Source organism: Spirochaeta isovalerica (assembly GCF_014207565.1).
Lineage (GTDB): Bacteria > Spirochaetota > Spirochaetia > DSM-2461 > DSM-2461 > Spirochaeta_F > Spirochaeta_F isovalerica.
The window spans coordinates 919,482-945,422 of record NZ_JACHGJ010000002.1; the positions used below are offsets into that span (position 1 = coordinate 919,482).

Consider the following 25,941-nt stretch of genomic DNA (forward strand, 5'->3'; position numbering starts at 1 on the left):
AATGTTAATGATCAGATCAATAGTCAGACCGGAAAAGAGCCAGGAAGTAATGGACGCTCTTATGGATGCCGGATATCCGGCCGTCACCAAAGTGAATGTTGCCGGAAGAGGACAGCAGCACGGATTGAAAGTCGGAGAGGTCATCTACGATGAGCTTCCCAAAGATCTTCTGATTTCCGTCATCAAGGACAAAGACAAAGAGCTGGTAATCAATACTATTCTGGGAATCGCCAAAACCGGCAAGGCGGGAAACTACGGAGACGGAAAAGTATTCGTATCTCCGGTTATGGAATCCTACACGATCAGTTCCGGTTTTAAAGAAGACTAGGGGGACGATGTGAAAGAGGTAATGGCGGTAATCCGGATTAATAAGGTCAACGAGACGAAAAGAGCCCTGGCCGGCGCCGGGTTTCCTTCTCTGACGGCGACGGGGCGTGTCCTCGGCCGCGGGAAGGGGACGGTTGACTTCAGAATCATGCAGGGAGCGGCTGAAGGCTATGAAGAAGCCATCGCAAAACTCAGCGATGCTCCGCAGCTTGTTCCCAAGCGTCTTCTGACCATGATTGTCCACGACGACAAAGTGGATCTGGCGGTCAAGACGCTTATCAAGGTTAACCAGACCGGAAACAGTGGTGACGGGAAGATTTTTGTTCTCCCCGTCAATGACTCTTACAGAGTTCGTACCGGCGAACGGGGCGGTGTGACGCTCGACTGAAGGAAGTGAAAATGAGTTTTGAAAAACTTGACGATACGATGATGAAGACCTATCCCACCAAGGTCTACCGGAAACGGAAGAAAGCAGCCATGGTGAACGACCCCGGAGAGGTGAAGGAGATTCAGGCCAACGTCCGGACCATTCCCGGAATCATAACCCAGAGGGGCTGTACCTATGCGGGGTGCAAGGGGGTCGTTCTGGGACCGACCAGGGATATCGTGAATATCACCCACGGCCCGATCGGCTGCGGATTTTATTCCTGGCTGACCAGACGGAACCAGACCAGACCGGAGAATGAGACATCCGAGAACTTTATGACCTACTGCTTTTCCACGGACATGCAGGATTCCAATATCGTTTTCGGGGGAGAAAAACTCCTGAAGGATGCGATCCAGGAGGCTTATGACCTCTTCCATCCCAAAGCGATCGCGATTTTCTCCACTTGTCCTGTCGGACTGATCGGGGACGATGTCCACGCAGTGGCGAGAGAGATGAAAGCGCAGTTCGGCGACTGCAATGTCTTCGGATTCTCCTGTGAGGGATACAAAGGGGTCAGCCAGTCGGCGGGACACCATATAGCCAACAACCAGATTTTCAAGCATGTCATAGGTAACGATGACAGCCGCAGCGACAGCAAATTCCGGGTGAATCTGCTCGGCGAATACAATATCGGGGGAGACGCTTTCGTTCTCGAAGAGCTCTTCGAAAAATGCGGGATCGAGCTGGTGGCGACATTCAGCGGGAACTCCTCTATCGATCATTTCGCCAATGCCCATACGGCCGATCTGAACCTGATTATGTGCCACCGTTCCATCAACTATGTAGCGGAGATGATGGAAGTTAAATTCGGCGTTCCCTGGACTAAGGTGAACTTTATCGGAGCCGAGCAGTCGGCCAAGTCCCTGAGGAAAGTCGGAGCCTATTTCGAAGATCCCCAGCTGATATCCAGAATAGAAGAGGTTATCGCAGAGGAGATGCTCAAGACAGATGAGGCGGCAGCTAAATACCGCCCCGGCACGGAAGGCAAAACAGCCATGCTCTTTGTCGGCGGTTCGAGAGCCCATCATTACCAGGATCTCTTTGCGGAGCTGGGGATGAAAACTCTCGCTGCGGGATACGAGTTCGCCCACAGAGACGATTACGAAGGAAGACGGGTTCTTCCCTCAATCAAAGTCGATGCGGACTCGAGAAACATCGAGGAGCTTCATATCGAGAAAGATCCCGAGAGATATTCACAGGCGCTGCAGGACAGAAAAGCGGCTCTTATGGAAAAAGGGATGGAGTTCAGCGATTACGAGGGAATGATGGCCCAGATGGAAAAAGGCGCTCTGGTTATCGACGATATCAGCCATTACGAAATGGAAAAACTGGTGGAAGTCTATAAGCCCGATGTCTTCTGCGCGGGTATCAAAGAGAAATACGCCGTTCAGAAAATGGGTATTCCCTTGAAACAGCTGCACAGCTACGACTACGGCGGTCCTTATGCGGGATTTGACGGAGCTGTCAATTTCTATAAAGAGATCGAGAGAATGGTAAATACGAATGTCTGGGGTCTGATTAAAGCTCCCTGGAGCACTCAGAGCGCCATGAGCGCGAAATATGCGAGAGGTAAACATGCTGTTGCGTCACACACCTAAAGAAGTAAAAGACAGGAAGGCCCTGACCATAAACCCGGCCAAGACCTGCCAGCCCATAGGAGCCATGTACGCGGCTCTGGGGATTCACGGATGTCTTCCCCACAGTCACGGTTCGCAGGGGTGCTGTTCCTATCACCGTTCCACATTGACAAGGCATTACAAGGAACCGGTTATGGCGGGAACATCCTCTTTTACGGAAGGGGCATCGGTATTCGGCGGACAGAGCAATCTGCTTCAGTCGTTCAATAACCTTTTTTCAATCTATGATCCCGATATCGTCGCCGTGCACACGACCTGTCTGTCCGAGACAATCGGTGATGATGTGAGCCAGATAACGCAGAAAGCCATCGACGAGGGGAAAATCCCCGCAGGCAAACATGTGATCTATGCCAGCACACCCAGCTATGTGGGGTCCCATGTGACAGGCTTTTCCAATATGTGCGCGTCCATCGCCAAATATTTTCCGGAAAAGCAGGACTATGAGCTGGACCAGGTCAACATTCTCCCCGGCTGGGTCGAGCCTTCGGACATGCGGGAGATTAAAAGACTGATGTCGGAAATGCATGTGCCTTTCGTCATGTTCCCCGATACGTCGGGCGTACTCGATGCGCCTCAGACGGGGTTCCATCAGTTCTATCCCAAAGGCGGGGCATCGGTTCCCGATCTCAAGCGCTCCGGTGCCAGCAGCTTTACCTTCGCTCTGGGGAAATTCTCCTCCGAAGCGGCCGGCGAAGAGCTGAGAAAGAAATGCGATGTGCCTTACGAGGTCATGGAAGTGCCCATAGGGATCAACGCGACAGACCGTTTCCTGATGAAAGTCAGCGAGGTCTCCGGCTGCCCCGTACCCGAATCGATAAATGATGAAAGAGGCCGCGTCGTCGATATCATCACCGATATGCAGCAGTACCTCCACGGGAAGAAGGTAGCTCTCTTCGGAGATCCGGACATTCTGATCCCCCTCACCGAGTTCCTTCTCGCCATGGATATGAAACCGGTCCACATCGTCAGCGGTACGCCCGGCAAGTATTTCATGGAGAGGATGAAAGAGATCATGGGTGACGATTTCGAAACCGGCAACGTGAAGAACGGTCCCAGAGCCGACATGTTCCTGCTCCATCAGTGGATCAAGAACGAACCGGTCGACCTGATAATAGGGAACACCTACGGCAAGTACATCGCCCGGGATGAGAATATACCCTTCGTGAGAATGGGATTCCCCATCCTCGACAGAATCGGGCACAGCTACTTCCCCGTGACCGGCTATGCCGGAGCCATGAGGATTCTGGACAAAATGCTCGGAGCTATTATGGATCAGATGGACAGAGAAGCCCCTGAAGAAAAATTTGAATTGGTTATGTAGGTGGGTGCCGGACCGAAATGTCACCTTTGGAGCTACTTCTGCGTTAGAGTCTTGCTCGAGCTGCTCACATAGCTCAGCTATGCTGCGCTGCCGGATCAGACTCTGCCTTGAATTAACCCCAAATCTGAACATTTTGGTCCGACAGTACAAATTCTTAAAAGTTAAGAAATACGGTTTTCCCGAGCTTATTTCGGCAGAGGTAAAAATATGGAAGCAGCAATACTGAAGGACAGAGAAAATCAGATCTTTATCAAAGAGCAGTCGCAGGGCGAAATCGCCTGTGAGAAGTCGAGTCTGGCCGGTTCGGTGAGCCAGCGGGCCTGCGTTTTCTGCGGTTCGAGAGTCGTGCTGTACCCTGTCGCCGATGCCCTTCACATCGTTCACGGACCGATCGGCTGCGCTTCCTTCACCTGGGATATCAGGGGGAGCCTCAGCTCGGGACCGGAGCTCCATAGACTCAGTTTTTCCACAGACCTGCGGGAAATGGATGTTATACAGGGCGGAGAGAAAAAGCTCGAAAGAGCCATTACAGAGCTGGGCGAGCTGCACAAGCCCTCGGCTGTGTTTGTCTACGCGACCTGCATCGCCGGAATCATCGGCGACGATATTGCGGCCGTTTGCAAGCGAACGGCCGAAAAGCTCGGCGTTCCCGTTCTTCCCGTTCATTCGGAAGGATTCAAGGGAACCAAAAAAGACGGATATAAAGCGGCCTGCGATGCCCTTGCGAAGATTGTCGGAACCGGCGATATCAGCGGCATTCCCAAAGTCAGCATCAATATCCTGGGAGAGTTCAACCTCGCCGGCGAGGCGTGGATGATCGAGGACTATTACAGAAGAATGGGCGTGGAAGTTGTTTCTGTTATGACCGGTGACGGCAGAATCGGAAAAATCTCCAAAGCTCACGGCGTATCGCTCAATGTGGTTCAGTGTTCGGGATCGCTGACCTACCTGGCGGAGCATATGGAGGAGAAGTACGGCATCCCCTATATCCGGGTTTCCTACTTCGGTATAGAGGATCAGTCCCGGGCTCTTTACGATGTGGCCGATTTTTTCAGTTTCAATCCCGAGTTGAGAACAAAGGCTGAAGAGATCGTCCGCGAAGAGATCTCCGTGATCATGCCCCGGATTCAGTATTACCGAGAGAAACTGGCCGGTAAAAAAGCGGCCGTTTACGTGGGGGGGGCTTTCAAGGCTTTCTCTCTTATAAAAGCATTGAGGCTTATCGATATGTCAGTCGTCATAGCCGGTTCGCAGACTGGTAACAAGAATGACTATAAACAGCTCGAGGAGCTCTGCGATCCCGGTACGGTCATTCTGGACGATTCCAATCCTCTGGAGCTGTCGCGGTTCGTACTGGAGAAAAAAGCAGACCTCTTTATCGGAGGGGTTAAGGAAAGGCCCATTGCCTACAAGCTGGGAATCGGCTTCTGCGATCACAACCACGAGAGGAAGATCGCTCTGGCCGGATATGAGGGGATGATCAATTTCTATAAAGAGGTCTATTCCTCTGTTATGAGCCCGGTGTGGAAATTCGCTCCCCGCAATAACAGGAGGAAAAGCCATGAATAAGAAAACTCCCGATTACGTTTCGACATCCAATCCCTGCAAAGTCTGCTCTCCTCTGGGCGTCAGTCTGGCCGTAAAGGGTCTGGAGAATGCCATGTCGATCATGCACGGTTCACAGGGATGCGCCACCTATATCCGGCGCTATATGATCAGTCATTTCAAAGAGCCTCTGGATATAGCCTCATCCAGTTTTGATGAAAGATCAGCGGTTTTCGGCGGGAAGAGAAATCTCCGCGCCGCCATAGAAAACGTCTCGATCAAGTATGATCCCGAACTGATCGTTGTGGCGCCTACATGCCTCTCCGAAACCATTGGAGACGACCTGAGGGCTTACTGCCGCGATTTCGATTCCACCACATCGGCGGAAGTCGTTTCCGTATCCATGCCGACTTATACAAGCGCACATCTTGTGGGGTTCTATGCGGCTGTGAGAAGCGTAATCGCTGAAAAGGAGAAAGGCGAAGAAAGACGGCAGACTGTCAACATCTTCCCCTCAATGGTCTCCCCGGCGGATCTTCGCTATCTGAAAGAAATCGCCGCTTCGTTTTTTGAGAAATCCATGGTCATGCCCGATTATTCGGAAACGCTCGACGGTGAAATCTGGGGCGAATATGTCCCCATAGCGCCCGGCGGGACGCCTCAGAAAGATATTGCGGCGGCCCATAAAGCGGATTTCTCCATCAGTTTTTCTCCTTATGTAAAAGAGGACATAAGCGCTGCATGCTGGCTGGAAGAGGAATACGGTGTGGAGCATTTTGACCTGTTTCCCCCCATCGGAATCCGCGGTACAGATGAGTTTATCGATGTTCTGTCACAGAAAAGCGGAAAGGACATTCCCCGCAATCTCGTAAGGGAAAGAGCCCGGCTGATTGATGCTCTGGCAGACAGCCACAAGTACGCTTTCGGTAAAAGAGCCGTCATTTACGGAGATGGGGATTTTGTAGCGGGTATCGCTTCCTTTCTCGATGAAATCGGAATCATACCTGTCATCTGCGCTTGCGGGACACCGTTTCCCCGTTTTGAAGAATATGTGAAAAACTGTCTTGAAGAGACTGAACCGGATTTTATCGGAGCCGATGTGGATTTCCGTGAACTTGAAGAACTCATGGAAGGGAAAGATTTCGACATCATGATCGGAAGCAGCAAAGGGTATCCCATCTCCAGAAAGAGGGATATACCCCTGGTCCGCTGCGGATTCCCCATCCACGACCGGATCGGCGGTCCCCGTTTTCTCCATGTGGGATACGGTGGAGCTCTCAATCTGCTCGACACAATTGTCAACAGTCTGCTGACAAAGAAACAGGACGATTCAACTATAGGATATTCCTACTTGTAATAGGCTATCGGAGGTAATATATGATAGACGAGACCAGACATCCATGCTTCAACAAAAATGCGGCAAAAGACTATGGGCGGATGCATCTGCCCGTGGCACCGGCCTGTAATGTGCAGTGCAATTTCTGCAACCGCGATTACGACTGTGTCAACGAATCCAGACCGGGAGTAACGAGCACCATACTCTCGCCCGGTCAGGCCGAGTGGTTCTTTACTAAGGTCTCCGCAGAGACGCCTATCTCCGTTGCCGGTATAGCCGGTCCCGGAGACCCGTTCTGCGATCCCGAACCGACTCTGAAAACATTCGAATTAATCAGAGCCGCCCATCCCGATGCGATCCTCTGCGTTTCGTCAAACGGACTGAACCTGCTCTCATCCATTCCAAGGCTGGCGGAAATCGGAGTCAGCCATGTGACCATTACAGTCAACGCCGTCGATGCCGAAATCGGAAGTAAAATCTACAGCTGGATCAGAAGAGGAAAAAGGACTTTCCGCGGTGTGGAAGGGGCGACGCTGCTTCTGGAAAATCAGCTGGCTGCCATAGCATCTCTGAAAGCCCACGGTATAACGGTCAAGATCAACTCCATCGTTATCCCCGGTGTCAATGATCATCACATTCCCAGGATCGCCGAGGAAATGAAGAAGAGGGGAGCTGACCTGTTCAACTGCATCCCCATGATACCAGTGGAAGGGGCGGTCTTCGGGAACCTGACCGAACCTGATCACGATGCCATGTGGAAGATCAAAGAGGAAGCGGGGAAATTTCTTCCCCAGATGAAGCACTGCCAAAGATGCCGCGCCGATGCTGTGGGCAAACTGACTGAAAAAGATCCGAGCCTGTGGAGAGAGCTGTTCCTCGATGCGGCGTCCAGACCGCTTCATCCCGAAGAGGACCGCCCCTATGTGGCCGTCGCTTCAAGAGAGGGATTTCTCATAAACCAGCATCTCGGTGAAGCGTCCGATCTTGCCGTATATAAGCTCGACGGAAACGGTAAGATCAGCCTTATGGAAAGGCGGAAAACCCCCGTATCCGGAGGAGGGGATGTGCGCTGGGAAAAACTGGCCGAATCCTTTTCCGACTGCCGGGCCTTACTCGTGAACGGCGTGGGAAACACCCCGAGGAAAATCCTGGAAAACAACGGGCTGAAAGTCTATCAGGTCGAGGGATTGCTCGATGTCGCAGCCTCTAAGATCTATTCGGGCCATTCTCTCAGCTCCATGAGCTGCCGGAGCAGCGGATGCGGGACGGCGTGTACGGGCGGCGGCAACGGCTGCGGTTAAAGCTTTGGATGGATTAAAAGAGAATTATCAATAATAGGAGAAAGAATATGGAAAAACCGGGAAAACACATTTTGGTATGCGCAAGTTTCAGGGCCGGAGGGGAACCTCAGGGGATCTGCCATAAAAAGGGAAGCATCGATTTCGTCCAGTACATGCAGAATGAACTGCTGGACAGGGGAATGCACGATGTCATGATTTCAACGACGGGTTGCCTCAAAGTTTGCGACAGGGGACCGGCTATGGTCGTCTATCCGGAGAACACCTGGTACGGCGGAATAACCGGAGAGGAGGATCTTGATGCTATTCTGGATGCAATGGAAGAGGGAGAGGTCTGCGAGGATCTGGTGATCTCATAATCATACATTTATGGAGATATTTCGTTTTGTGAATACAATAATGTAGGAATAAAACTTGAATCCGGCTGTTTATCTATTTGAAAAGTAATTGAAGTGGTCTTTTATCAATTGGCACTAATCTTGCTTTTTATAGGTAATGCTTATGAAAAAAGAAATTATCGATACAACATTGCGCGATGGCGAACAGGCTCCCGGCGTTTCCTTTTCTCTGCGGGAGAAAAGGGATATCGCTATGAAGCTAATGGAAGCCGGAGTCGATGAGATAGAAGCGGGAATTCCGATTATGGGGAGCGAGACGATCGAACTGATCCGCTGTCTTTCCGCTGAGAGTTCATCGACCCGCATTTCCTCCTGGGCAAGGCTCAGGGAAGAGGACATGCGGGCCGCTTACAAGGCCAAATCGGACCTTATCCACTTTACCGTTCCTCTTTCCGATTACCATCTGGGGAGGCAGATCGGCTACTGGGATGACGTCAAGGCTAAAATGTTCAGAATCCTGATGATGGCGAAGGATCTTTTTCCCTATGTATCCGTCGGTTTTCAGGACAGTTTCAGGGCTCCAAAAGACCGGCTCGATGAAGCGTGCTCACTGGCTGAAGAACTCGGCATTTACCGTATCCGCTTTTCCGATACGGTAGGGACAGCTTTGCCTTCCGATGTTGATGCGCTCATATGCCGTTACCGTTCAGCATATAGCGGGGTAATAGATTTTCACGGCCATAATGATCTGGGGCTGGCAGCTGCCAATTCTCTGACGGCTCTGGAGTCCGGAGCTGATTCAATCAACGTGACAGTGAACGGAATCGGCGAAAGAGCCGGAAACGCCTCGCTGGAACAGCTGGCTTTTATTCTTCACTTTCATAAGTCTCTCGATACATCTATCTCTCTTGATAAGATCAAAGAGATGAGCGCGATGGTCGCTGATTTTTCCGGCCGATCTGTTGCTGTAGACAGGCCCATTGTAGGAACGCTGGCCTTTACTCATGAATCGGGTATTCACTGCCACGGCCAGCTGGGCAATCCTCTTGCCTATCAGCCTTTTGATCCCCGGGAAAAGGGGCTGCCTCCCTCTTCTATAGTTGTGGGATCCCATTCGGGCAAAGCGGGAGTCATCGGCGTGCTTCGGGCCGCCGGAATCAGAGACAGCGAAAAAGTCGTCGCCGGGCTTATGGATGTCTACAGAAACCGGTCCAGAAGCAAAAAGAATTTCCTAAGTCAGCAGGAAGTTCTGGAAATTTACAAAGATAATAAGGGAAGAAAAAATGAGTACCTGCGATAAGTGCAACCATCTTTCCCTCTTTATAAAAATCTCCTCTGCCATCACTCCGGGAGAAGACCTGAAAGAACTTCTCCCGGTTTTGATGGATCTGCTGGGCGAAGATATGTCTATAAACAGAGGAATGGTGACGATTCTGAACAGAAAGACTTCGGAAATAATTGCGACCAGTTCCTACGGTATGAGCGAAGATGAAAAAGCCCGGGGGATTTATCAGCTGGGAGAGGGAATAACAGGGAAAGTCGTAGAGACAGGTGAACCGATCGTGATAGAAAACACCGATAACGATCCGCTGTTTCTCAATCGGACAGGCAGTTCCAGAAAAGGGGAAAACAACGGTTTCCTCTGTGTCCCCGTAAAAACGACTAACGAAGTTATCGGTTCGCTCAGCATTGATAAAAGCTACAGTATCAAGGAAGCGATACAAGACGATCTGAAGATTCTCACCATTATCAGCACCATGATTTCCCGGGCCGTCCGTCTCCATCAGGCGTTGCACGAGGAACAGCAGCTGGTCTGGGAGAATGAAGAGCTTCAGGCCAGATTGGCCAGAGGACTCAAAAATCCCGGCAATATCATCGGCAATTCAAGAATTATGAGAAACATGTATGATCTCATCGATAAGATCTCAGGCGCGAGTTCAACCGTCCTGATCACCGGTGAAAGCGGCAGCGGAAAGGAGCTGGTGGCCCGAGCCATTCATTTTTCGGGGAACCGCGCCGACCGGCCTTACATTCCCTTCAATTGCGCGGCGCTGCCGGAATCGCTTCTGGAAAGCGAGCTCTTCGGTCATACCAAAGGGGCGTTTACCGGGGCTTTCGCCGAAAAGGACGGCAAGTTTCAGGCAGCTGACGGGGGCACGATATTTCTCGATGAAATAGGCGAGATGTCCATGACGGCTCAATCCAAACTGCTCCGGGTTCTCCAGGAAAAAGAAGTGGAAAAAGTCGGCACCAACAGTCCGGTAAAAATAGATGTGAGAGTCGTCGCTGCGACAAACCGGGATCTGATGGAACTGGTCGATGAAGGTCTGTTCCGGCTCGATCTCTACTACCGTCTCAATGTTTTTCCCATAAACGTTCCCCCTTTGAGAATGCGTAAAACCGATATCCCCTTGCTGGTGGACACTTTTATTGAAAAATACTCATCTATCACCAATAATAAAGTGAAGAGGATATCCACGCCGGCCATTGATATGCTCATGTCCTATCACTGGCCGGGGAATGTTCGGGAACTGGAGAACTGTATCGAAAGAGCTGTTATTCTGGCGGAGGATGAAGTGATTCACAGTTATCATCTTCCTCCGTCGCTTCAGACTATCGGAAAAGTTCCATCCGGGGAGACGGGAAGGCTGCAGTCCCAGCTGGATATTCTCGAGTATGAACTGGTTATAGAAGAGCTGAAACGGACGGCCGGAAATATTAAGGAGGCGGCCGCTAATCTGGGGATCACATACCGGCAGTTCGGTCTGAGACTGGATAAGTACAAAATCAACATCGACAAATACAAGAAACAGGGAGTTTACAATGGCTGATTATAAAATTATTGATGCCGATTATTACAAAGCGGAACACATCGACGATATCATCACGGTTCTGGAAAACTATAAAACCGGAGAGATGGGCGATGGCGTCCCTTATACGGAAGTGGAAAAAGCCAGGCTCCGAACCCAATTCCTGGTTCATCCCAATGTTATGGTTTTTCTCCTGTACACGAAATCCGGGGAAATAGCCGGAGGGGCTGTTTGCTTCAAATCATTTTCCACATTCAATACGGACAACATCATTAATATCCACGACCTTTGCGTAATCGATAAGTTCCGGGGAAGGGGATACGGACGGGCTTTGACCGAGTATATCGTTCAGAAGGGTAAGGATCAGCTCTGTTCAAGACTGACTCTGGAAGTTCGCGAGGATAACGGGATCGCCCAGGATCTGTATAAGAAGTTCGGATTTGACGATATGGCGCCGAAGATGCATTTCTGGCGGAAGAAACTGCATCATGATTGATCAGTAATCCTGACTTGGTGCTGATCACTTCCGCAGACGGCTCGACCTGATTCTGATTTCAATCTGGATTCTCCCTATTGAGGTTGTCAAAACAGGAAAAACACTTCTCGCTATAGTTATTATGAATAGATCTCTGTAATCTCATCAAATCCAGATATTCATGTTATTCAGGAAATTAACATATTAGTTTACTTTTACTGTTGCGTGCGCAACGTAATTGAAGTATAGTGTCAAAATGAAACAGAAAGAATTGGGCGATTTAATAATATTCCTTGCAAAAGAGCTCAAGTGGGAAACAGAGAAGCTCTTCAAAGAGATGAACATGGGACAGGGCCAACTAATGATGCTTCTTTTTCTAATGGGGGAGCGGGAACTTCCCATTCGCCAGGATCTTATTGCAAAGAAAATCGGACTGAATAAAGCAAATGTCAGTAGAAACATCTCGAAACTGAAATCCAAAAATCTTGTATCGGCAGAACAGGATCCTGAAGACTCGAGGAAGTTGCTTATCCATATGACTGAAAAATCAGAAAAGCTCAGAGACGATTTTGCTATCGGATTCCGGAAGATGCAGGATCAATTGACATTTGATATCCCGGAAAAAGATCTTGCGACAACCTGCAAGGTGCTGGAAAAGATTCATATGAATCTTGATTTATATAGAAGAGGAGAAGAGCGGTGAAAATAGAAATACGATATTTCAGTGGAACAGGTAATACTGCGATTACGGCGGCAGCACTGGGGAAGGCTCTAAAGGAATTGGGAGAAATCTCAATATCATCCATTGAAGAGAATATTCCGGTCGGGAGCGATACTGATTTACTAATTTTGGGAGGACCGATTTATGCTGGAAATATTCCTGAAAAACTTATCCGCTGGCTCCTGAGAAATGTAGAAAGTAATAAATGTTCGGGAAAGGCTATTGTCTTTACTACTTCGGCAGGATTGAAAAATGCCTTTGGAAACAAATCAATGAGCTTAAAATTAATCAAAAAAGGTTATTCAATATATGGTACAGCCGCTTTTGAAATGCCGAGAAACTATTATTTCGGATCATACGAAAAGCCGGCTTCCGATATAATTAAAGAAGAATTGAAGAGCATTTCAGAAAAAAGCGCTGATTTTATCAGGTCCATAGATTGGGATTCCCCGATTAAACCCGACAGCAAAGGTATTCTGCAACTCGATCTTTTTGCAGAACTTTTTTCGGTTATGGCAAGATTCATGGGGAAAAGTTACAGGGTCGATGAATCTTGCATTCGCTGTGGAAAGTGTGTGAAGAACTGCCCGACCAGGAATATCCGGATGAATGAGAATGGAGTAAAATTCAATTTATCCTGTATGCATTGCACCAGATGCCTCCACGGCTGCCCCGTAAACGCCATCAGTTACAAAGGCATTAAATATGAACAGTACAAGCCCGATGAAATACTTCTGAAAATACAAGAAAACAATTGAATTTCAAGGCTGATTTCTCTAGAGCTCCACAATAAATGTTTTTGAAACAAAAAAGCCCGGGTTACGAAGGAAAACCGGGTTTCAGGTAATATAACTTACCGGAAAGGAAGTCAACCCGCTTCGCTGCACAGATCCGGTGTCTCAGCCGGGATTCCGGGAATATAGGGGTTGACCGTAAAACGGCTTCTCAGGTGAACCTTTCCCGCTGTTCGCGTTCCCTTTCGGAAAGTTACCATGTTCTCATCAAAGGAGATGCGGAGGGGTTCGATGCGATAACTGTTCTCCCCGCACAGGCTGCTTTTCCTCTCCGGTGTAAAAGTGGATCGGAATCCCCAGTCATCCATAAGGGTGACTTCATTACGGGTTGTCGTCAGAGCCTCCACTTCACCGGATTCGGTGAAAACTAATGAGTTCCGGCTCCCGTCTAGTCCGTTTATATCACTGTCGTATGCCCATATTTTTCCGATTGATGTCCGGACTTCCGCAGGGACGGCTGGTTCGCAGGAATGCAGCGAACCGTCTTTATAGAATGAGACTCCTTTGCGAATCAGAATTTCACCGGATGGTGTTTCCAGAGTGGAACGCTCGCCTGGCCAGAGAGTCAGACTCTTTAGCAACCCGGTTTTATAAAATTCGATATTGATCGGTTTTACCGCCAGGATTCCCCAGTATGTAGGGATTGTAAGCGTTTCAGCTAATTTATACTCATCGTTTTCACTCCAGTAACCGGAAACTTTTCCGTTCAGGGGGAAGAGGCGGTGAAGCGAACCGTCGGGATAAAACGTAAGAAGTTCCGCTTCGAAATTTCCAACGGAGGTTCTCACTGTCTGTGCGCGTTGAAGAGCTATGGTTTTGATCATGCCGTTTTTATGGAACTTTACAGGAGAGAGTTTTTTTCTGCCGTGATCCTCCACCATGTAGGCAGGCGTGTAATGTCCTGCCGATGTTTCGATCTGACATTCTTCAAGGGGCTGAAATGTTTCGGGAGACCCGTCATTTCTGTAAGTATAAAGTCCTTTTGCGGTTTTCAGTGTTTTCATGCCCTTTAAATTGCAAAAAGGATACCAAATCAAAAGAAATGTAACATTTATATTTTTTAATATTTATATGGAAAGAAAATAGATGAATTTGTTGTTCAAGTCCCAGGCATTCCAACATGTGATAAAGATACATAAATGTATTAAATTGCAAAAGGGTGAACATTTATGTTATTTTATTCATGAAAAATCCGGTGTGAAAATCAACCCCAGACCGAATGTAAATACCGAACTGTTCAGAATCCATGAACCGTTATCCTCCACAGCGTATCTGGCATATCGGTAGGACGCTCTCCCCTCGATCTTGAACCATTCATTCACATGTCCGATCAGCGATAGGTAGGGCCCGTGGGAATACAACGGTGCTTCTCCCCAATTGAGAGCGAAATAGAGGGAGTAGTTCAGTGATATGGTTAAAAGCGGAGTTCTGTCAGGCATGACCACAAAGGTAATTCCCGGTCGGACCAAGAGATTGTGGAGATTTTCAGAGACATTATAGATATACCGTATTTTTATCGGCGCTAACCAGTTTCTTCCCGGCAGAAAATCGAGAAGAAACCGCGGAGTGGCATCAAAAGTAATGAGATGTTCCGTTCTCCCCGCTGTATCTTCCCACCAGTGACTGTCCGGAGGACCGGCAGTGAAACTCCAGTCTTCCAGGTGTCTCGCCCCGGTTTGGAACGTATAAAAAGCCCCCATTTTCAGCCATGGCGCAACCTTTATGTAGGAGCCGGCTGTCATGGAGGCATAGCGGAACCGCCCTTCCGGTAAATGATACATCCCCTGCAGTTCAATATAGGGGTTGAACCGGTTGATTTTTCCCATTAAGGCCAATCGGGCTGGAAATTCCCATTGATTCTCTTCATAAGTCCAACTGAAGAGAGCCGGAGCAGAGAGAAGTATCAGTATCAGTAACAGCCTGGATCTTTTTTTATCAATCATAATCAAAATCCCTTAAGTCCGCATAAGCTCCGCTCAGGTCAGTTTCGTCCTTCAACTCCCCCTTATCCGGGTCGATGTTCCAGTTCAGATCTGCCGTCCAGCTGTAGGAGCGGGGTGTTGTCAGTCGGTTCCCGGCTGGTATGGTTATCCCTTCGCCTTCGCGGACTATGAGAGATTCTCCGGTTGCGGGCAGAGCCACCTCGACAGCCCCTTCATTGACGCAGAGCCAGATATCCGGCGTTTCCTCGATGGTTTCTCCGAAAGCGACAAAGAATTCCGTACCCCGGACTCCCGCTACCGTATCGCCGGTCCGCACATTGTATTCCTTTCCCAGAAGTTTTTTGATTCTTGAGAACAGTCCGCCTTGTCTGAGGCTGACATTAATGGACTGCCCGGCCGTTTCCAGTACCAATGTCGTATCTGATTTCAGTTTCAAGGTACAGCGCGATTCGATTTCCAGAACGGCCAGTGAATCAGGACCGGTCAGAATCCGATCTCTCTCGAAAAGCGGAGTCCCGAAATCGCCGGATATTTCTTTGTTATCTCTTATTATAGTCACCATGCCTTCGAGATAGGATATATGGGATTCAGTCCATATCTGGAATGTAAAAAGAATTAAAATGGTGGGAAAAACAAGGCTATGTAGCCCTATTCTGCAAGTTTTCATATGACAACCTTTGGTTATGTAAAGCAAACAGTAATAGTTATTATTACTAAATATAACCGCAGCTGTTTCATAAAACAATGATTGGCCGGCTTTTTTAACAAGCCGGCTAATCATTATCTAGAGTGACCTGTTCCTCTCTATCATCTCCAATCTCTGCTTAACCGATTCATGAGACGTCAGCGGATCGGCCGGCGTATTTTTGCAGTAATCGACAAGCTGTCCTACTGTCGACAGGGCGACATGCATTCGCGTGTCCGAAGAGGCGTAGTAGATGAACAGCCTTCCGTCATCATCGGCTATCAAACCGTTGGTGAATACGACGTTGGACACATCTCCCACTCTTTCGCTTCCTCTGGGAGCGATGAGATAGCCGCCGGGAGTGTAAAGCAGTTTTTCCGGATCATCGAGCTCGGTCATAAAGGCGTAAATGACATAGCGCAGGCCGTCGGCCGTGTTGCGGACGCCATGGGCAATATGGAGCCAGCCTTCATCGGTTTTGACCGGTGGGGCGCCGGCTCCGTTCTTTACTTCCTTAATGGTATGGTAGATCTTCTCATCGAGAACGGTTTCCCTTTCGATAACCGCATCGGTCATATCGTCGCAGTAGCCGACGGATATTCCACCCCCCGATCCCGTGTCGATAAATCCGTCCTGAGGCCTTGTGTAGAGAAGATATTTCCCTTTTACAAATTCGGGGTGGAGAACCACATTTCTCTGCTGTGACGAAGGCGTCTTCAGGTCCGGGAGCCGTTCCCAGTTTTCCAGATCTTTTGTCCGGATCATGGCGGCGCTGGCGACCGCGCTGGCCGTATCGCCGGGAGCCGCATCGGGATCCTTCCGTTCGGCGCAGTAAATGCCGTATATCCAACCGTCTTCGTGCTGCGTCAGTCTCATATCGTAGGAGTTTGTCTCTTTGCGGGGGTTCTCCGGCATCAGGAGGGGCTTTCCGGTGAAGCTAAAGTGGATTCCGTCATCACTTTCCGCCAGGCCGAAGAAGGATTTTCTGTCCATTCCCTCGATCCGGCACATCAGGTAGTATTTTCCCTTGATTCTGATGGCACCGGAGTTCATAACTGCATTGATGCCCATTCTCTCCATGAAATAGGGGTTGGTTGTTTCATTTAAATCGTATCGCCAGTCCAGCGGCGTGTGCTCCGCTGTCAGAATGGGATATTTATATCTTGTATATATTCCATTCCCGGGAAGGACCGGTTCGTTTTTCAGGGTCAGAAGCTCCGCATGGGCTTTCTCTACCTTAGCTTTTCTCTCTTTAAACATTTATTTTCTCCTGTTTCTCTATTCTGTGAAGCAGTTCCATACAGGCCCGGCCATTGTGATAAGGCGTTTTCCACATTCCGCCTTTTTCCCGGTTCATGACTGATCCGTCATCATTGATTCCCCAGAACCATTCTCCGTTTTTTCTGTCGGTTTGAACATTCACAATATAATCCCAGAGCTTTTCCAGTTTATGAAGATAATCCTCTATGCCGGTCATCTCCCAGCTGTTCAGAAGACTGACGGCGTATTCCGCCTGGACCCACCATATCCTGGTTCTGTCGAGGTGCCCGTCGTGTTTTTCATTGTAGAGGCTTCCGTCGGGAGCTGTGGCTTTTGCGCTCGATACATCGAGAAGTCTTAACACAGTTTCCCTGTACTCTACCTGCAAATTTTCATCTCCGAGGATCTGAAGAGCTTCCCACAGGAGCCAGCTCGTCTCCACATCGTGCCCATAGGATTCCACATCGCCCGCGGGGGTCCAGTCTTTCGAGAAGTAAAGTTTCTGATGACCGGTTGAACGATCGTAGATCTTATCGGTAATGATTCTGATCAGAGAGACCAGCGCTTCCCTGACATCTTCTCTCCGGCTCTGCAGATAATAGCGGGTGTAGGCCTCGAGCATATGGAGGTTTGTGTTCATGGATTTCTCGCAGGCCATATCATCGGCGCCCAGATTGTTCACGCCTCCATAGGACCAGTCGCGGTTACAGGCTTCGTAATAGCCGCCCTTGTCTCTGTCCCGTCCGTATTGTTCCAGATAGGCGAAGATCCGGGAGCATAGTTTTTCTGTTTCCACTGAGGGGTTTACCATTTGATAGGTGCTCAGTCCGTAAAGAGCGAATGCCTGCCCGTAGAGGACTTTCTTGTCGTCGACTGGCTTTCCTTCACGGTCAACCAGCCAGTAGAATCCTCCGTAATCAGGATCTGTCAACGTGGAGATGAGAATATTATATAACTCCGAAGCGAATTCCAGGTATTCCGGTCGTTCTGTCATTCTGTATGCTTCCGAGTAGGTCCAGAGAAAACGCGAGGTCATAACCAGTCCTGTGGGCGATTCAGCATCGGGGATATTGTCATTTGATATTTCTCCGTATACTCCGCCGTTCATGTGGCGCATATGTTTCATCCAGTAGTTGAGTATATTTTTGTGAAGTTCAGCTTCGACATCCTTCTTGAATATTTGCCAGTTCATTCGACCCTCCGAAGATGATTATACAGCAAAAGGATGTTAGTTGGAATAAAAACCAACCTGCAAATTCTCGCATATTGCCATATTCTCAAATAAAATCACATGGCTAAACTCCGGGTCCGTGATTACACTTTCTGTTATGAAGGCCATAAAAAACAAAAAGAGGCCGGGACAATCGGAAAAACCAATCATAACATTCCGGCATTTCGCTGAACGGAGGTTTTATGAGTCAAGACGGAAGAAACAGGGCGGATATAAAAGCGGGACTCTCCGTATCCATTGTTCTCAAAAAAGATCAGCAAACCGGTGATCTGACTGAAGGCGTGGTCCGGGATATTCTGACAAACAGCTCTTTTCACCCCCACGGCATCAAAGTCAGACTGACCGATGGTCAGGTGGGGCGCGTGAAAGAGATTCATCAGTAAGCAATTTAGGAATCTAATTAAATTTTCCTTTGACAGGATTGTCGTTTCCCATTATTAATTTAGTAAATTACTAATTTAGTAGAGGAGTAAATATGAAAATACCAGCTGACCTGAAACACAAACCGGTCATCGTTTCAGAGGATTACGATAAAATAGACGGTAGAAAATCGGGCGACACCGATGCCATGGGGCTCTCCCTGGGCCTGGCCCAGTGGAACGACAGGGGCAATGTGGACATATCGGCGAAAATCTGGCGCCATACGGGAGAGAAGTGGTCCCGCCAGTCGGAAGAGCTGCCTTTCCACAGAGTCCTCGATCTGGCCATTATGATAGGGCGGGCCAAGCTCTTTTTCCAGGAACGCTACCATATGAACGAGAAGGACTATCCCGGATATCCCCATCTGGACCGCATAGGTCTGCAGGGGGGAGCTATGAATTTTTCCATCTGCACCGATAATGACAAGCTGGAAGATGACATCAAGCTGTTTGATGATTGCCTTCACAAGGACGATGAAATCCTGAGCGAGCGGATGCAGGTCCTCGGCGGAATCCTGAAAGAACTGGGAATGGTCCGGTGACCGAATCCTACGGTGAATACTCACTCGAACCGCTGCCGAAAAAGGTGCGGTCCGGGAGGTATTCCGTCAATGTAATAATCTCCCGGATTGTCGGCGGAGAGCGGCATACTGTCCGTTTCTCTGCTGAGGACGGCATCCACTATATTCTGGAGATCGAAGCGGCAAAAGAAGCTATTAATCTCGGTAGAAATCTAATTGACCGGGGACTTGTCGGTTTCTGATCGGTAAACTATCATTTACTATCAGTAGATGTGAAGTCTCTACCCGTTTTACCGACAGATCAGATCAGATTTCCGGAGGCGCCATGATAAAAAGCGGCAAAATATCAGATAGATATATATGGTTCAACGAACCCGAATTCGAAATTCTCGATAAGCGGTTGAAAATACGGACTTCTCCCCATACGGACTTCTGGCAGCGCACCCATTACGGTTTCAGAAGGGACAACGGCCACTGTCTTCTCACCCCGGCCAGCGGTGATTTTACGTTATCGGTCCGGACTGAATTTTCAGGGAACAGGCAGTACGACCAATGCGGCCTGATCATCCGTCTCGACGAGGAGAACTGGATCAAAGCATCCACGGAATTTGAAACAGAGAAGCATTCGAGGCTCGGATCTGTTGTGACAAATCATGGTTATTCCGACTGGGCTACGGTCGACGTCTTCGGCGGCATCAGCCTGATGTGGTACCGCATAAAGAAAGAGAGTCAGGATTTTTTCATCGATTACTCGAAAGACGGTATGGAGTGGCATCAGCTCAGGATCGCCCATCTCCATGAACCTTTTTCGGAGATCTCTGTCGGAGTGTATGCCTGCAGCCCCATGGAAAGTTCCTTTGACGCCTTTTTTGACAATTACATTCTGGAGTGAATGATGAAAATCTACCAAACACCCGAGGGAGTGGAGCAGTACTGCAAAATGGCCGAAGGCTATGATTTTTCCCGCAAAGTCTATCAGCATATTCCTCTCGGGGAGCTAAAAGAGGTTTTCAAAGGTCAGCGCCGGATCCTTACCGATAAAGGCGTGATCATCCACAGCTTCTGGATCGGCGGAAAGATTGTTGATATGGAAAAATACACAGAGTTTGAAGATGGCGATTCCCTTTTCATAATAGGAGTGAAGAAATAATGCCGACCATGTACGAAATCTATGACAAGCACTCCTATGAATACGATGAGCTGTTGCGTTTTGAAGACCATGATAAGAATCTTCCGGCGAAGCTGAACCAGTTGTTCGATTTCCGGGGAAAAAAGGTCCTGGAGTTCGGAACAGGTACAGGAAGGCTCACAGCTATGTACGGGCCTTCAGCAAAGAAAATCCTCTGCTACGACCGGTCAGGCCATATGCTCGATAAAGCGAAGGTCAATCTGAGTGAACTCAGTGAAAAAATAACTTTCGGTTTTTGTGACAATAATGATATCGGCTTGCTCGAGGAGACGGGAGATTTCCTTATCGAAGGGTGGAGCTTCGGCCATACCGTATCCGATTTTGTCGATGGTTATGTCGATAAGGCCGATGAACTGATTAATTCGAGTCTGAACCTGGTAAATCCCGGTGGAACGGTCATCCTGATCGAAACGCTCGGGACAAATGCCGAAGAACCCGGTCCTCCCACTGAGATTCTGAAAGAGTATTACCGTCTTCTAGAAGAAAAATACGGTTTTACGAGGGTTGTGATTCCCACTGATTACAAATTCAATTCCGTAGAGGAAGCGGCGCGCATCTGCGGGTTCTTTTTCGGTGCAGAAGCTGAAGAGGCCATTCGGGAAAAGAGGTCGCCTATGGTCAAAGAGTTTACCGGACTCTGGTACAAGAGTGTATGAATCTTATCAAAGTCATTTCCCGATTTGATGATATCTCCGATCCCGATGCTCTTATCTTTCTGATGAGCCAGCAGATGGCAACCTACGGTGCTGATCCTGATAAGGAAAGACTTCGGAAGGGACTGATCAACGCTCTGAAAGAAAGCAGCAGAGCCGTTCTATTTCTCAAATCTGATACCGGAGGGAAACCGGAAGCCTTTGCCTTCGCCAATATCTGTTCCGGACTGGAATCGGGAGGAGATTATCTCTGGATAAATGAACTGTATGTGGATGAGTTATTACGCAATAGGGGTGTGGCTACGGAAATCCTGAATTTTATTGACTCCTGGTGCCGGGAGAACGATCTTGTCTATATAGCCTGTTCCTCGGGATTGAAAAATGATGCGGCGTTAAGCCTCTATAGAAAGAACGGTTTTGTCACAAGCGAAACCATCTGGGTAGACAAGGAGTTATAGAATATGCAGATATCGGCATCCAATGTTCAGGAATATATGGATCAGATCCCCGAAGAGAGAAAGGACGCCTTCCGGAAAATCCGTCAGGTCATTCTCGATAATCTGCCGGAGGGGTTCGCCGAAGAAATGAGTTACGGCATGCCCGGATTTGTGGTTCCCCATTCCATTTATCCCGCTGGGTATCACTGCAAGCCCGAAGAGCCGCTTCCCTTTATCAGCCTGGCTTCCCAGAAGAATTTTATCGCCCTCTATCATATGGGAATCTACTCGGATGAAAATCTGCTGAACTGGTTCCGGGAGGAATACGCCAAAACCTGCCGGACAAAACTCGATATGGGGAAAAGCTGTATCCGCCTTAAAAAAATGGACGATATCCCCTTCGGGCTTATTGGCGAGCTGGCTACGAAAATAACAGTCAGTCAGTGGATTGAAATTTACGAGTCATCTGTGAAAAAATAGCCCCTATGGATAAAGACAGGATCATAGCCCTGACAGAGAAATTTGTACGGGAGGAGATGGATGGCGCCGAGGGCGGGCACGACTGGTGGCATACCGACCGGGTCAGAAAGCTGGCTGTACATATCAATAATACTGAAAAAGCCGATGCCTTTATTGTCGAACTGGGGGCTTTGCTTCACGATATCGCCGATTCGAAATTCCACAATGGAGACGAGTCCCTTGGGCCGGCAGTTGCCAGTCGATTTCTGGAATCGAAGCAGATCGATGGAAATACCATAGAACACATTGAAAATATCATAACTCACATATCGTTCAAAGGGGGAGGGGAACAGCTCTTCCGGTCTCCCGAGCTGGATATCATTCAGGATGCCGATCGCCTTGACGCTTTGGGAGCGGTGGGCATAGCCAGAACATTCAATTACGGCGGCTTTAAAAACAGGGAAATTTACAATCCCGCCATTCCGCCGAACCTCACTATGAGCCGCGAGGAATACAAGAACAGCACAGCGCCTACTATCAATCATTTTTATGAGAAGCTTCTTCTACTGAAAGACAGGATGAATACGGAGACGGGCCGGAAAATGGCAGAGCACCGTCACAGTTTCCTCGAAACCTTCCTCGAAGAGTTCTACCGTGAATGGGACGGTGAACTGTGACCTGCCGGAAGGGCTGCGGAGCCTGCTGTATAGCTATTTCCATTTCATCACCGATTCCGGGAATGCCCGACGGTAAAAAAGCCGGAGAAAGGTGTATACATCTCGATGAAAAGTACGGTTGCCGGATTCACGGTAGAGCAGATTACCCGCAGGTCTGCCGCGAATTAAGGCCGGACCACGAAATGTGCGGAGAGACCAGAGAGGAAGCTCTAGCCTATCTAGAGGAGCTGGAAAGGCTTACAGCACCCGGCTGAATCCCTTTCCTTCGCTTTTAACCTGATACAGGGCTTTGTCCGCAGTAATGATCAGTTCCTCGGCGCTCATTCCCTTATGGAACTGGGCGCCTCCGTAACTGCCTTTTACGGGGATCATGCCGGGCAGTTCTATTTTCAGGCTCGTCAGTTTATTCAGATACCGGCGGCACTTTTCTTTTTCCGTATCGGGGAAAATCAGGCAGAATTCATCACCGCCGAAACGGCCCATGGTATCTTTTGTCCTTATCCTCTCCATGACCGTCTCGACAAAAAGTATAAGGGCCCTGTCTCCGGTCATATGTCCGTAGCTGTTATTGATATTGCGAAAATCGTCGAGATCGCACATAGCCAGACAGAAGGGCTTGTCATCATAGGCGGCCATTTCGATTTTCCCTTTGAGAATTTTCATAAAATGGCTTTTGTTTACCGCTCCTGTCAGAGTGTCATGGGTCGCTGTGTATTCCAGTTCCTGGAGAATCTTCCAATGTTCCAGAGCGTTGAACAATGTCCGCGACAGCAGCGCTCCCTGACTGAGGTATTCTTTGCTCAAATAATCACTGGCTCCCGCCTCCAGGCTCTGGAGCAGCAGACTGTCATCGTCATGACCGGTCAGTATGACGAAAGGAATCTGGCGGAACTCGTTTTTGAGAATTCTTAAAGTCGAGTCTTTTGTGCTGTCCGGCAGTTCCAGATCTGCCAGGAAAATATCGAAGAGTCCCGTATCCTTCAGTTTCAGAGCTTCTTCCATATACTCGATAAAAGTCATTTGGAATTTCCAGATTTTTGACTTTTCAAGCTGTGCCCTGACCACTTCCTGAATATATCTGTCATCTTCCAGAATCAGAACCCGAATTACGTCCATGCATTTATTATAGTACAAGTTGCCATGCAACATTCCATGAATTACCATTTAAAAAGTATGGAACAACCTTCCTTCGTTCAGGGAGATTTGTCTTCTCTTCTCATGGCGGTTCGGACAGCTCTCTTTCTTATCGATATAGAAAGCGGAACCATTGTTTTTGCCAACGAAAAGGCAGGCGAGCTGGTGGGCATCCCTTTCAGTGAGCTTTCGGGCCGAAATTGCAAAGGAACGATCTGTGCCGAATCCGGTATCAAATGCGCCGATTGCGCTCATGATCATATTGTTGATGAAGAACTGGCCTATATCAGCCATTCCGACGGTTCATTTATTCCTGTAGTCAAATCCCTCCGCACAGTCCGGCTCCGCAGCAGGGTTTTCCTGCTTGAAACCTATTATGATATTTCAAATATAAAAAAGACTTTTTCTGAAACGGAACGGCAGATGAAGGAAGCTCTGGAGCTGTCGGAAAAAGCCAACCGCCTTATGGAGGGACGGGAAGCGAGAATCCGCGATATAAAAAAAGAAATCAATGATTTAACCACCCGTCTGGGATGGGGGGAGGTCTACAGAGATTTCAGAGAAGAGGATTTCAACAATAATACGGATCTTTCCGATCCCGCGGAACTGAGAAAGAACGCCCTGAGCCTGGCGGAAGACGCGGTAATAGAAAGGCAGAAAGCTGTTGAGGCTCATAGGGAACTTCTCATCATCAAGCATGCGGTCAACAGTTCGAACGACGCCATGACGATAACCAGATCCAATGGCGATGTGTATTTCAGGAATACGACGTTTGATGAGCTTTTCTGTTTTTCCCCTGCTGAAATTATGGCTGCCGGACTGGATAATCTCTTTCCCGACAGAGGATTATACGAGCAGTTGAACGCTTATGTCAGAGAGGGGAAAAGCTGGAGCGATACGGTTGAAGTCCGCAAGTCTGACGGCATGCCGCTTACGGTCCTTCTCCGACTCTCACCCATATACGATGAAGAGGATCAGCTTCTGGGCAGTATCTGGCATTTTATCGATATATCCAGGCAGGTTGAGTATCAGAAGCAGATTGTTGAGGACCTTAAGGAGAAGCAGGAACTGCTGCGCAAAGCGGTTATTCTGCAGAACAGTTATATTCAGAAAAAACTGCCTTTCGATGATTCATTCAATATAGAAGGCCTGTTTTTTCCCTGTGAGAATCTTGGCGGTGATTTCTTCCGGGTCCTGAAAGGGCTTTGTGACAATAAACTCATTTTTATATTGGGAGACTGTACGGATCACGGCATTCGGGCTTCCATGGATGCGTCGCTTCTGCTCAGCCTGACAGAGCCCCATATCCACAATCTTTATAATGGCAACAGGACCGATCTCTTTATGACTGAAGTGAGCCGCCATTTTGCCCTGACGGCCGATGAAGATCAGTTTCCCACCATGTTTGTCATGGTGATCGATTGCGAAGAAGGAATGGTTTACTATTCCAGCGCCAATGCGACCAATCCTCTCATCTGCAGAAAAGGTGCGGTCGAGCGCCTTCCTCATGCTGCGGGACTGCACATAGGATATGAGGAAAAACCGGAGTACGAGAGGAAAAGTTTTAAACTCGAACAGGATGCCCGGCTGATTCTCTTTTCCGATGCTCTGATGGAAATTCTCGATGATGGGCTCATTCACTACGATACGGGACCGATCCGTCATCTTCTGGAACACAGCGAGAAAAATCTCGGAGTCCATTTAAACTATATAGTTGAACATCTGCTCGATGACAGTGAAGGCTTTAATACGAGCGATGATATGACTCTTCTCCTTCTGGAGTACAAGCCTCCAGTCAGGCTTTCCTATAAATTTTCAAGTCTGGAACAGTGGAAAGACATACACGATCAGATCCGTGATCTGCTGGAAAAATATGATTACAGGTATGACGAGGTTACGCCCATGGCAATCGCCCTCGACGAAATGGTCATTAATGCCGTGGTCCATGGAAACAAAAATGATGTGTTAAAAAACGTAGTGGTTGAAGGATCTGTGAGCTGTCAAACCATTGAATTCTCCATTACCGATCAGGGACAGGGATTTGACTGCGGGAAGCTGTCCGACCCCACGGAAGTTCTGGAGGAGCTTATGGAAGAGGATAATCCGCAGGAATACACTCACGGTCGGGGCATTTGGATTTCCCGTGTCTATGTGGATAGCCTCGCATACTCCGATAAAGGCAACAGCGTCACTCTTGTTCTGGGGAAGAAAGAGAGGCGTGTCCGAATTTCCAATGAATAAAATTTGATTAATTGAAAATCTTCACTCAAACTTATTATAGTTACACAAAGTTTGTAACAATTG

Annotated in this window: 30 protein-coding genes; 24 read left to right on the plus strand and 6 right to left on the minus strand. The window is 48.6% G+C overall.

Annotated features, from left to right (window positions below; translation table 11 throughout):
* Window positions 1-7 precede the first annotated feature (7 nt).
* From HNR50_RS08935 to HNR50_RS08995, 13 genes are all read left to right on the plus strand, one after another.
* A complete protein-coding gene (locus HNR50_RS08935; protein WP_246433914.1) occupies window positions 8-328 on the plus strand; it encodes a P-II family nitrogen regulator in 321 nt (106 codons plus the stop codon).
* 9 nt (window positions 329-337) lie between these two features.
* A complete protein-coding gene (locus HNR50_RS08940; protein ID WP_184746003.1) occupies window positions 338-715 on the plus strand; it encodes a P-II family nitrogen regulator in 378 nt (125 codons plus the stop codon).
* Window positions 716-726: 11 nt separating this feature from the next.
* Window positions 727-2,352 (plus strand): nitrogenase molybdenum-iron protein alpha chain, encoded by a 1,626-nt coding sequence (nifD, locus tag HNR50_RS08945; protein WP_184746004.1) that lies wholly within the window; start codon window positions 727-729, stop codon window positions 2,350-2,352.
* Complete coding sequence (gene nifK / locus HNR50_RS08950) at window positions 2,330-3,712, plus strand: nitrogenase molybdenum-iron protein subunit beta (RefSeq protein WP_184746006.1); 1,383 nt, start codon at window positions 2,330-2,332, stop codon at window positions 3,710-3,712. The genes nifD and nifK overlap by 23 nt, the downstream gene beginning before the upstream one ends.
* Before the next feature lie 207 nt (window positions 3,713-3,919).
* Window positions 3,920-5,281 carry a nitrogenase iron-molybdenum cofactor biosynthesis protein NifE gene (nifE, locus tag HNR50_RS08955; RefSeq protein ID WP_184746008.1) on the plus strand — a complete coding sequence of 454 codons (1,362 nt, stop codon included), beginning with the start codon at window positions 3,920-3,922 and terminating at the stop codon, window positions 5,279-5,281.
* Window positions 5,274-6,614 (plus strand): nitrogenase component 1, encoded by a 1,341-nt coding sequence (locus HNR50_RS08960; protein ID WP_184746010.1) that lies wholly within the window; start codon window positions 5,274-5,276, stop codon window positions 6,612-6,614. Before nifE ends, HNR50_RS08960 begins: the two co-directional genes overlap by 8 nt.
* A gap of 20 nt (window positions 6,615-6,634) precedes the next feature.
* A complete protein-coding gene (locus HNR50_RS08965) occupies window positions 6,635-7,894 on the plus strand; it encodes a radical SAM protein (protein WP_184746012.1) in 1,260 nt (419 codons plus the stop codon).
* A gap of 47 nt (window positions 7,895-7,941) precedes the next feature.
* Window positions 7,942-8,250: a (2Fe-2S) ferredoxin domain-containing protein gene (locus tag HNR50_RS08970; protein ID WP_184746014.1), complete on the plus strand. Its 309-nt coding sequence runs from the start codon at window positions 7,942-7,944 to the stop codon at window positions 8,248-8,250.
* Between the two features lie 142 nt (window positions 8,251-8,392).
* Window positions 8,393-9,529, plus strand: coding sequence for a LeuA family protein (locus HNR50_RS08975; RefSeq protein ID WP_184746016.1), 1,137 nt, complete (start codon window positions 8,393-8,395; stop codon window positions 9,527-9,529).
* Complete coding sequence (locus tag HNR50_RS08980) at window positions 9,513-11,060, plus strand: sigma-54 interaction domain-containing protein (protein ID WP_184746018.1); 1,548 nt, start codon at window positions 9,513-9,515, stop codon at window positions 11,058-11,060. Before HNR50_RS08975 ends, HNR50_RS08980 begins: the two co-directional genes overlap by 17 nt.
* Window positions 11,053-11,535: a GNAT family N-acetyltransferase gene (locus tag HNR50_RS08985; protein ID WP_184746020.1), complete on the plus strand. Its 483-nt coding sequence runs from the start codon at window positions 11,053-11,055 to the stop codon at window positions 11,533-11,535. Before HNR50_RS08980 ends, HNR50_RS08985 begins: the two co-directional genes overlap by 8 nt.
* Window positions 11,536-11,770: 235 nt before the next feature.
* Window positions 11,771-12,217, plus strand: a complete 447-nt coding sequence (locus HNR50_RS08990; protein WP_184746022.1) for a MarR family winged helix-turn-helix transcriptional regulator — start codon at window positions 11,771-11,773, stop codon at window positions 12,215-12,217.
* Complete coding sequence (locus HNR50_RS08995) at window positions 12,214-12,993, plus strand: EFR1 family ferrodoxin (protein WP_184746024.1); 780 nt, start codon at window positions 12,214-12,216, stop codon at window positions 12,991-12,993. Before HNR50_RS08990 ends, HNR50_RS08995 begins: the two co-directional genes overlap by 4 nt.
* A 110-nt stretch (window positions 12,994-13,103) precedes the next feature.
* Here HNR50_RS08995 and HNR50_RS09000 read toward each other — a convergent pair whose 3' ends face one another.
* The 5 genes from HNR50_RS09000 to HNR50_RS09020 all read right to left on the minus strand — a co-directional run bounded on the left by HNR50_RS09000 (window position 13,104) and on the right by HNR50_RS09020 (window position 18,109).
* Window positions 13,104-14,033, minus strand: a complete 930-nt coding sequence (locus HNR50_RS09000) for a hypothetical protein (protein ID WP_184746026.1) — start codon at window positions 14,031-14,033, stop codon at window positions 13,104-13,106.
* Window positions 14,034-14,210: 177 nt separating this feature from the next.
* Window positions 14,211-14,972 carry a hypothetical protein gene (locus tag HNR50_RS09005; RefSeq protein ID WP_184746028.1) on the minus strand — a complete coding sequence of 254 codons (762 nt, stop codon included), beginning with the start codon at window positions 14,970-14,972 and terminating at the stop codon, window positions 14,211-14,213.
* Complete coding sequence (locus HNR50_RS09010) at window positions 14,965-15,639, minus strand: FecR family protein (RefSeq protein ID WP_184746030.1); 675 nt, start codon at window positions 15,637-15,639, stop codon at window positions 14,965-14,967. The genes HNR50_RS09005 and HNR50_RS09010 overlap by 8 nt, the downstream gene beginning before the upstream one ends.
* 117 nt (window positions 15,640-15,756) lie before the next feature.
* The gene (locus HNR50_RS09015; RefSeq protein ID WP_184746032.1) at window positions 15,757-16,917 is read right to left on the minus strand and encodes a glycoside hydrolase family 130 protein; all 1,161 of its coding nucleotides are present in this window, start codon (window positions 16,915-16,917) and stop codon (window positions 15,757-15,759) included.
* Window positions 16,910-18,109, minus strand: coding sequence for an AGE family epimerase/isomerase (locus HNR50_RS09020; RefSeq protein ID WP_184746034.1), 1,200 nt, complete (start codon window positions 18,107-18,109; stop codon window positions 16,910-16,912). Before HNR50_RS09020 ends, HNR50_RS09015 begins: the two co-directional genes overlap by 8 nt.
* Window positions 18,110-18,330: 221 nt before the next feature.
* Here HNR50_RS09020 and HNR50_RS09025 point away from each other — a divergent pair, with 221 nt between their 5' ends.
* From HNR50_RS09025 to HNR50_RS09070, 10 genes are all read left to right on the plus strand, one after another.
* A complete protein-coding gene (locus tag HNR50_RS09025) occupies window positions 18,331-18,531 on the plus strand; it encodes a YwbE family protein (RefSeq protein WP_184746036.1) in 201 nt (66 codons plus the stop codon).
* Between the two features lie 92 nt (window positions 18,532-18,623).
* Window positions 18,624-19,109, plus strand: coding sequence for a DUF6530 family protein (locus HNR50_RS09030; RefSeq protein ID WP_184746038.1), 486 nt, complete (start codon window positions 18,624-18,626; stop codon window positions 19,107-19,109).
* The gene (locus HNR50_RS09035) at window positions 19,106-19,330 is read left to right on the plus strand and encodes a hypothetical protein (protein WP_184746040.1); all 225 of its coding nucleotides are present in this window, start codon (window positions 19,106-19,108) and stop codon (window positions 19,328-19,330) included. The genes HNR50_RS09030 and HNR50_RS09035 overlap by 4 nt, the downstream gene beginning before the upstream one ends.
* A gap of 83 nt (window positions 19,331-19,413) precedes the next feature.
* A complete protein-coding gene (locus tag HNR50_RS09040; protein WP_184746042.1) occupies window positions 19,414-19,980 on the plus strand; it encodes a DUF1349 domain-containing protein in 567 nt (188 codons plus the stop codon).
* Window positions 19,981-19,983: 3 nt separating this feature from the next.
* The gene (locus tag HNR50_RS09045; protein ID WP_184746044.1) at window positions 19,984-20,238 is read left to right on the plus strand and encodes a hypothetical protein; all 255 of its coding nucleotides are present in this window, start codon (window positions 19,984-19,986) and stop codon (window positions 20,236-20,238) included.
* A complete protein-coding gene (locus HNR50_RS09050; RefSeq protein WP_184746046.1) occupies window positions 20,238-20,933 on the plus strand; it encodes a class I SAM-dependent methyltransferase in 696 nt (231 codons plus the stop codon). Before HNR50_RS09045 ends, HNR50_RS09050 begins: the two co-directional genes overlap by 1 nt.
* Entirely contained in the window at window positions 20,930-21,388 is a 459-nt protein-coding gene (locus HNR50_RS09055) for a GNAT family N-acetyltransferase (RefSeq protein WP_184746048.1), read from the plus strand. Before HNR50_RS09050 ends, HNR50_RS09055 begins: the two co-directional genes overlap by 4 nt.
* A 3-nt stretch (window positions 21,389-21,391) precedes the next feature.
* On the plus strand, window positions 21,392-21,847 hold the full coding sequence (locus HNR50_RS09060; RefSeq protein ID WP_184746050.1) for a DUF1801 domain-containing protein: 456 nt from the start codon (window positions 21,392-21,394) through the stop codon (window positions 21,845-21,847).
* Window positions 21,848-21,852: 5 nt separating this feature from the next.
* The gene (locus HNR50_RS09065) at window positions 21,853-22,503 is read left to right on the plus strand and encodes an HD domain-containing protein (RefSeq protein ID WP_184746052.1); all 651 of its coding nucleotides are present in this window, start codon (window positions 21,853-21,855) and stop codon (window positions 22,501-22,503) included.
* Entirely contained in the window at window positions 22,500-22,757 is a 258-nt protein-coding gene (locus HNR50_RS09070; protein WP_184746054.1) for a YkgJ family cysteine cluster protein, read from the plus strand. Before HNR50_RS09065 ends, HNR50_RS09070 begins: the two co-directional genes overlap by 4 nt.
* Here HNR50_RS09070 and HNR50_RS09075 read toward each other — a convergent pair.
* Window positions 22,741-23,619 (minus strand): GGDEF domain-containing response regulator, encoded by an 879-nt coding sequence (locus HNR50_RS09075; protein ID WP_184746056.1) that lies wholly within the window; start codon window positions 23,617-23,619, stop codon window positions 22,741-22,743. The two genes, HNR50_RS09070 and HNR50_RS09075, sit on opposite strands and share 17 nt — an antisense overlap.
* 57 nt (window positions 23,620-23,676) lie before the next feature.
* Here HNR50_RS09075 and HNR50_RS09080 point away from each other — a divergent pair, with 57 nt between their 5' ends.
* The gene (locus tag HNR50_RS09080; protein ID WP_184746058.1) at window positions 23,677-25,878 is read left to right on the plus strand and encodes a SpoIIE family protein phosphatase; all 2,202 of its coding nucleotides are present in this window, start codon (window positions 23,677-23,679) and stop codon (window positions 25,876-25,878) included.
* The last annotated feature ends 63 nt before the right edge of the window (window positions 25,879-25,941 follow it).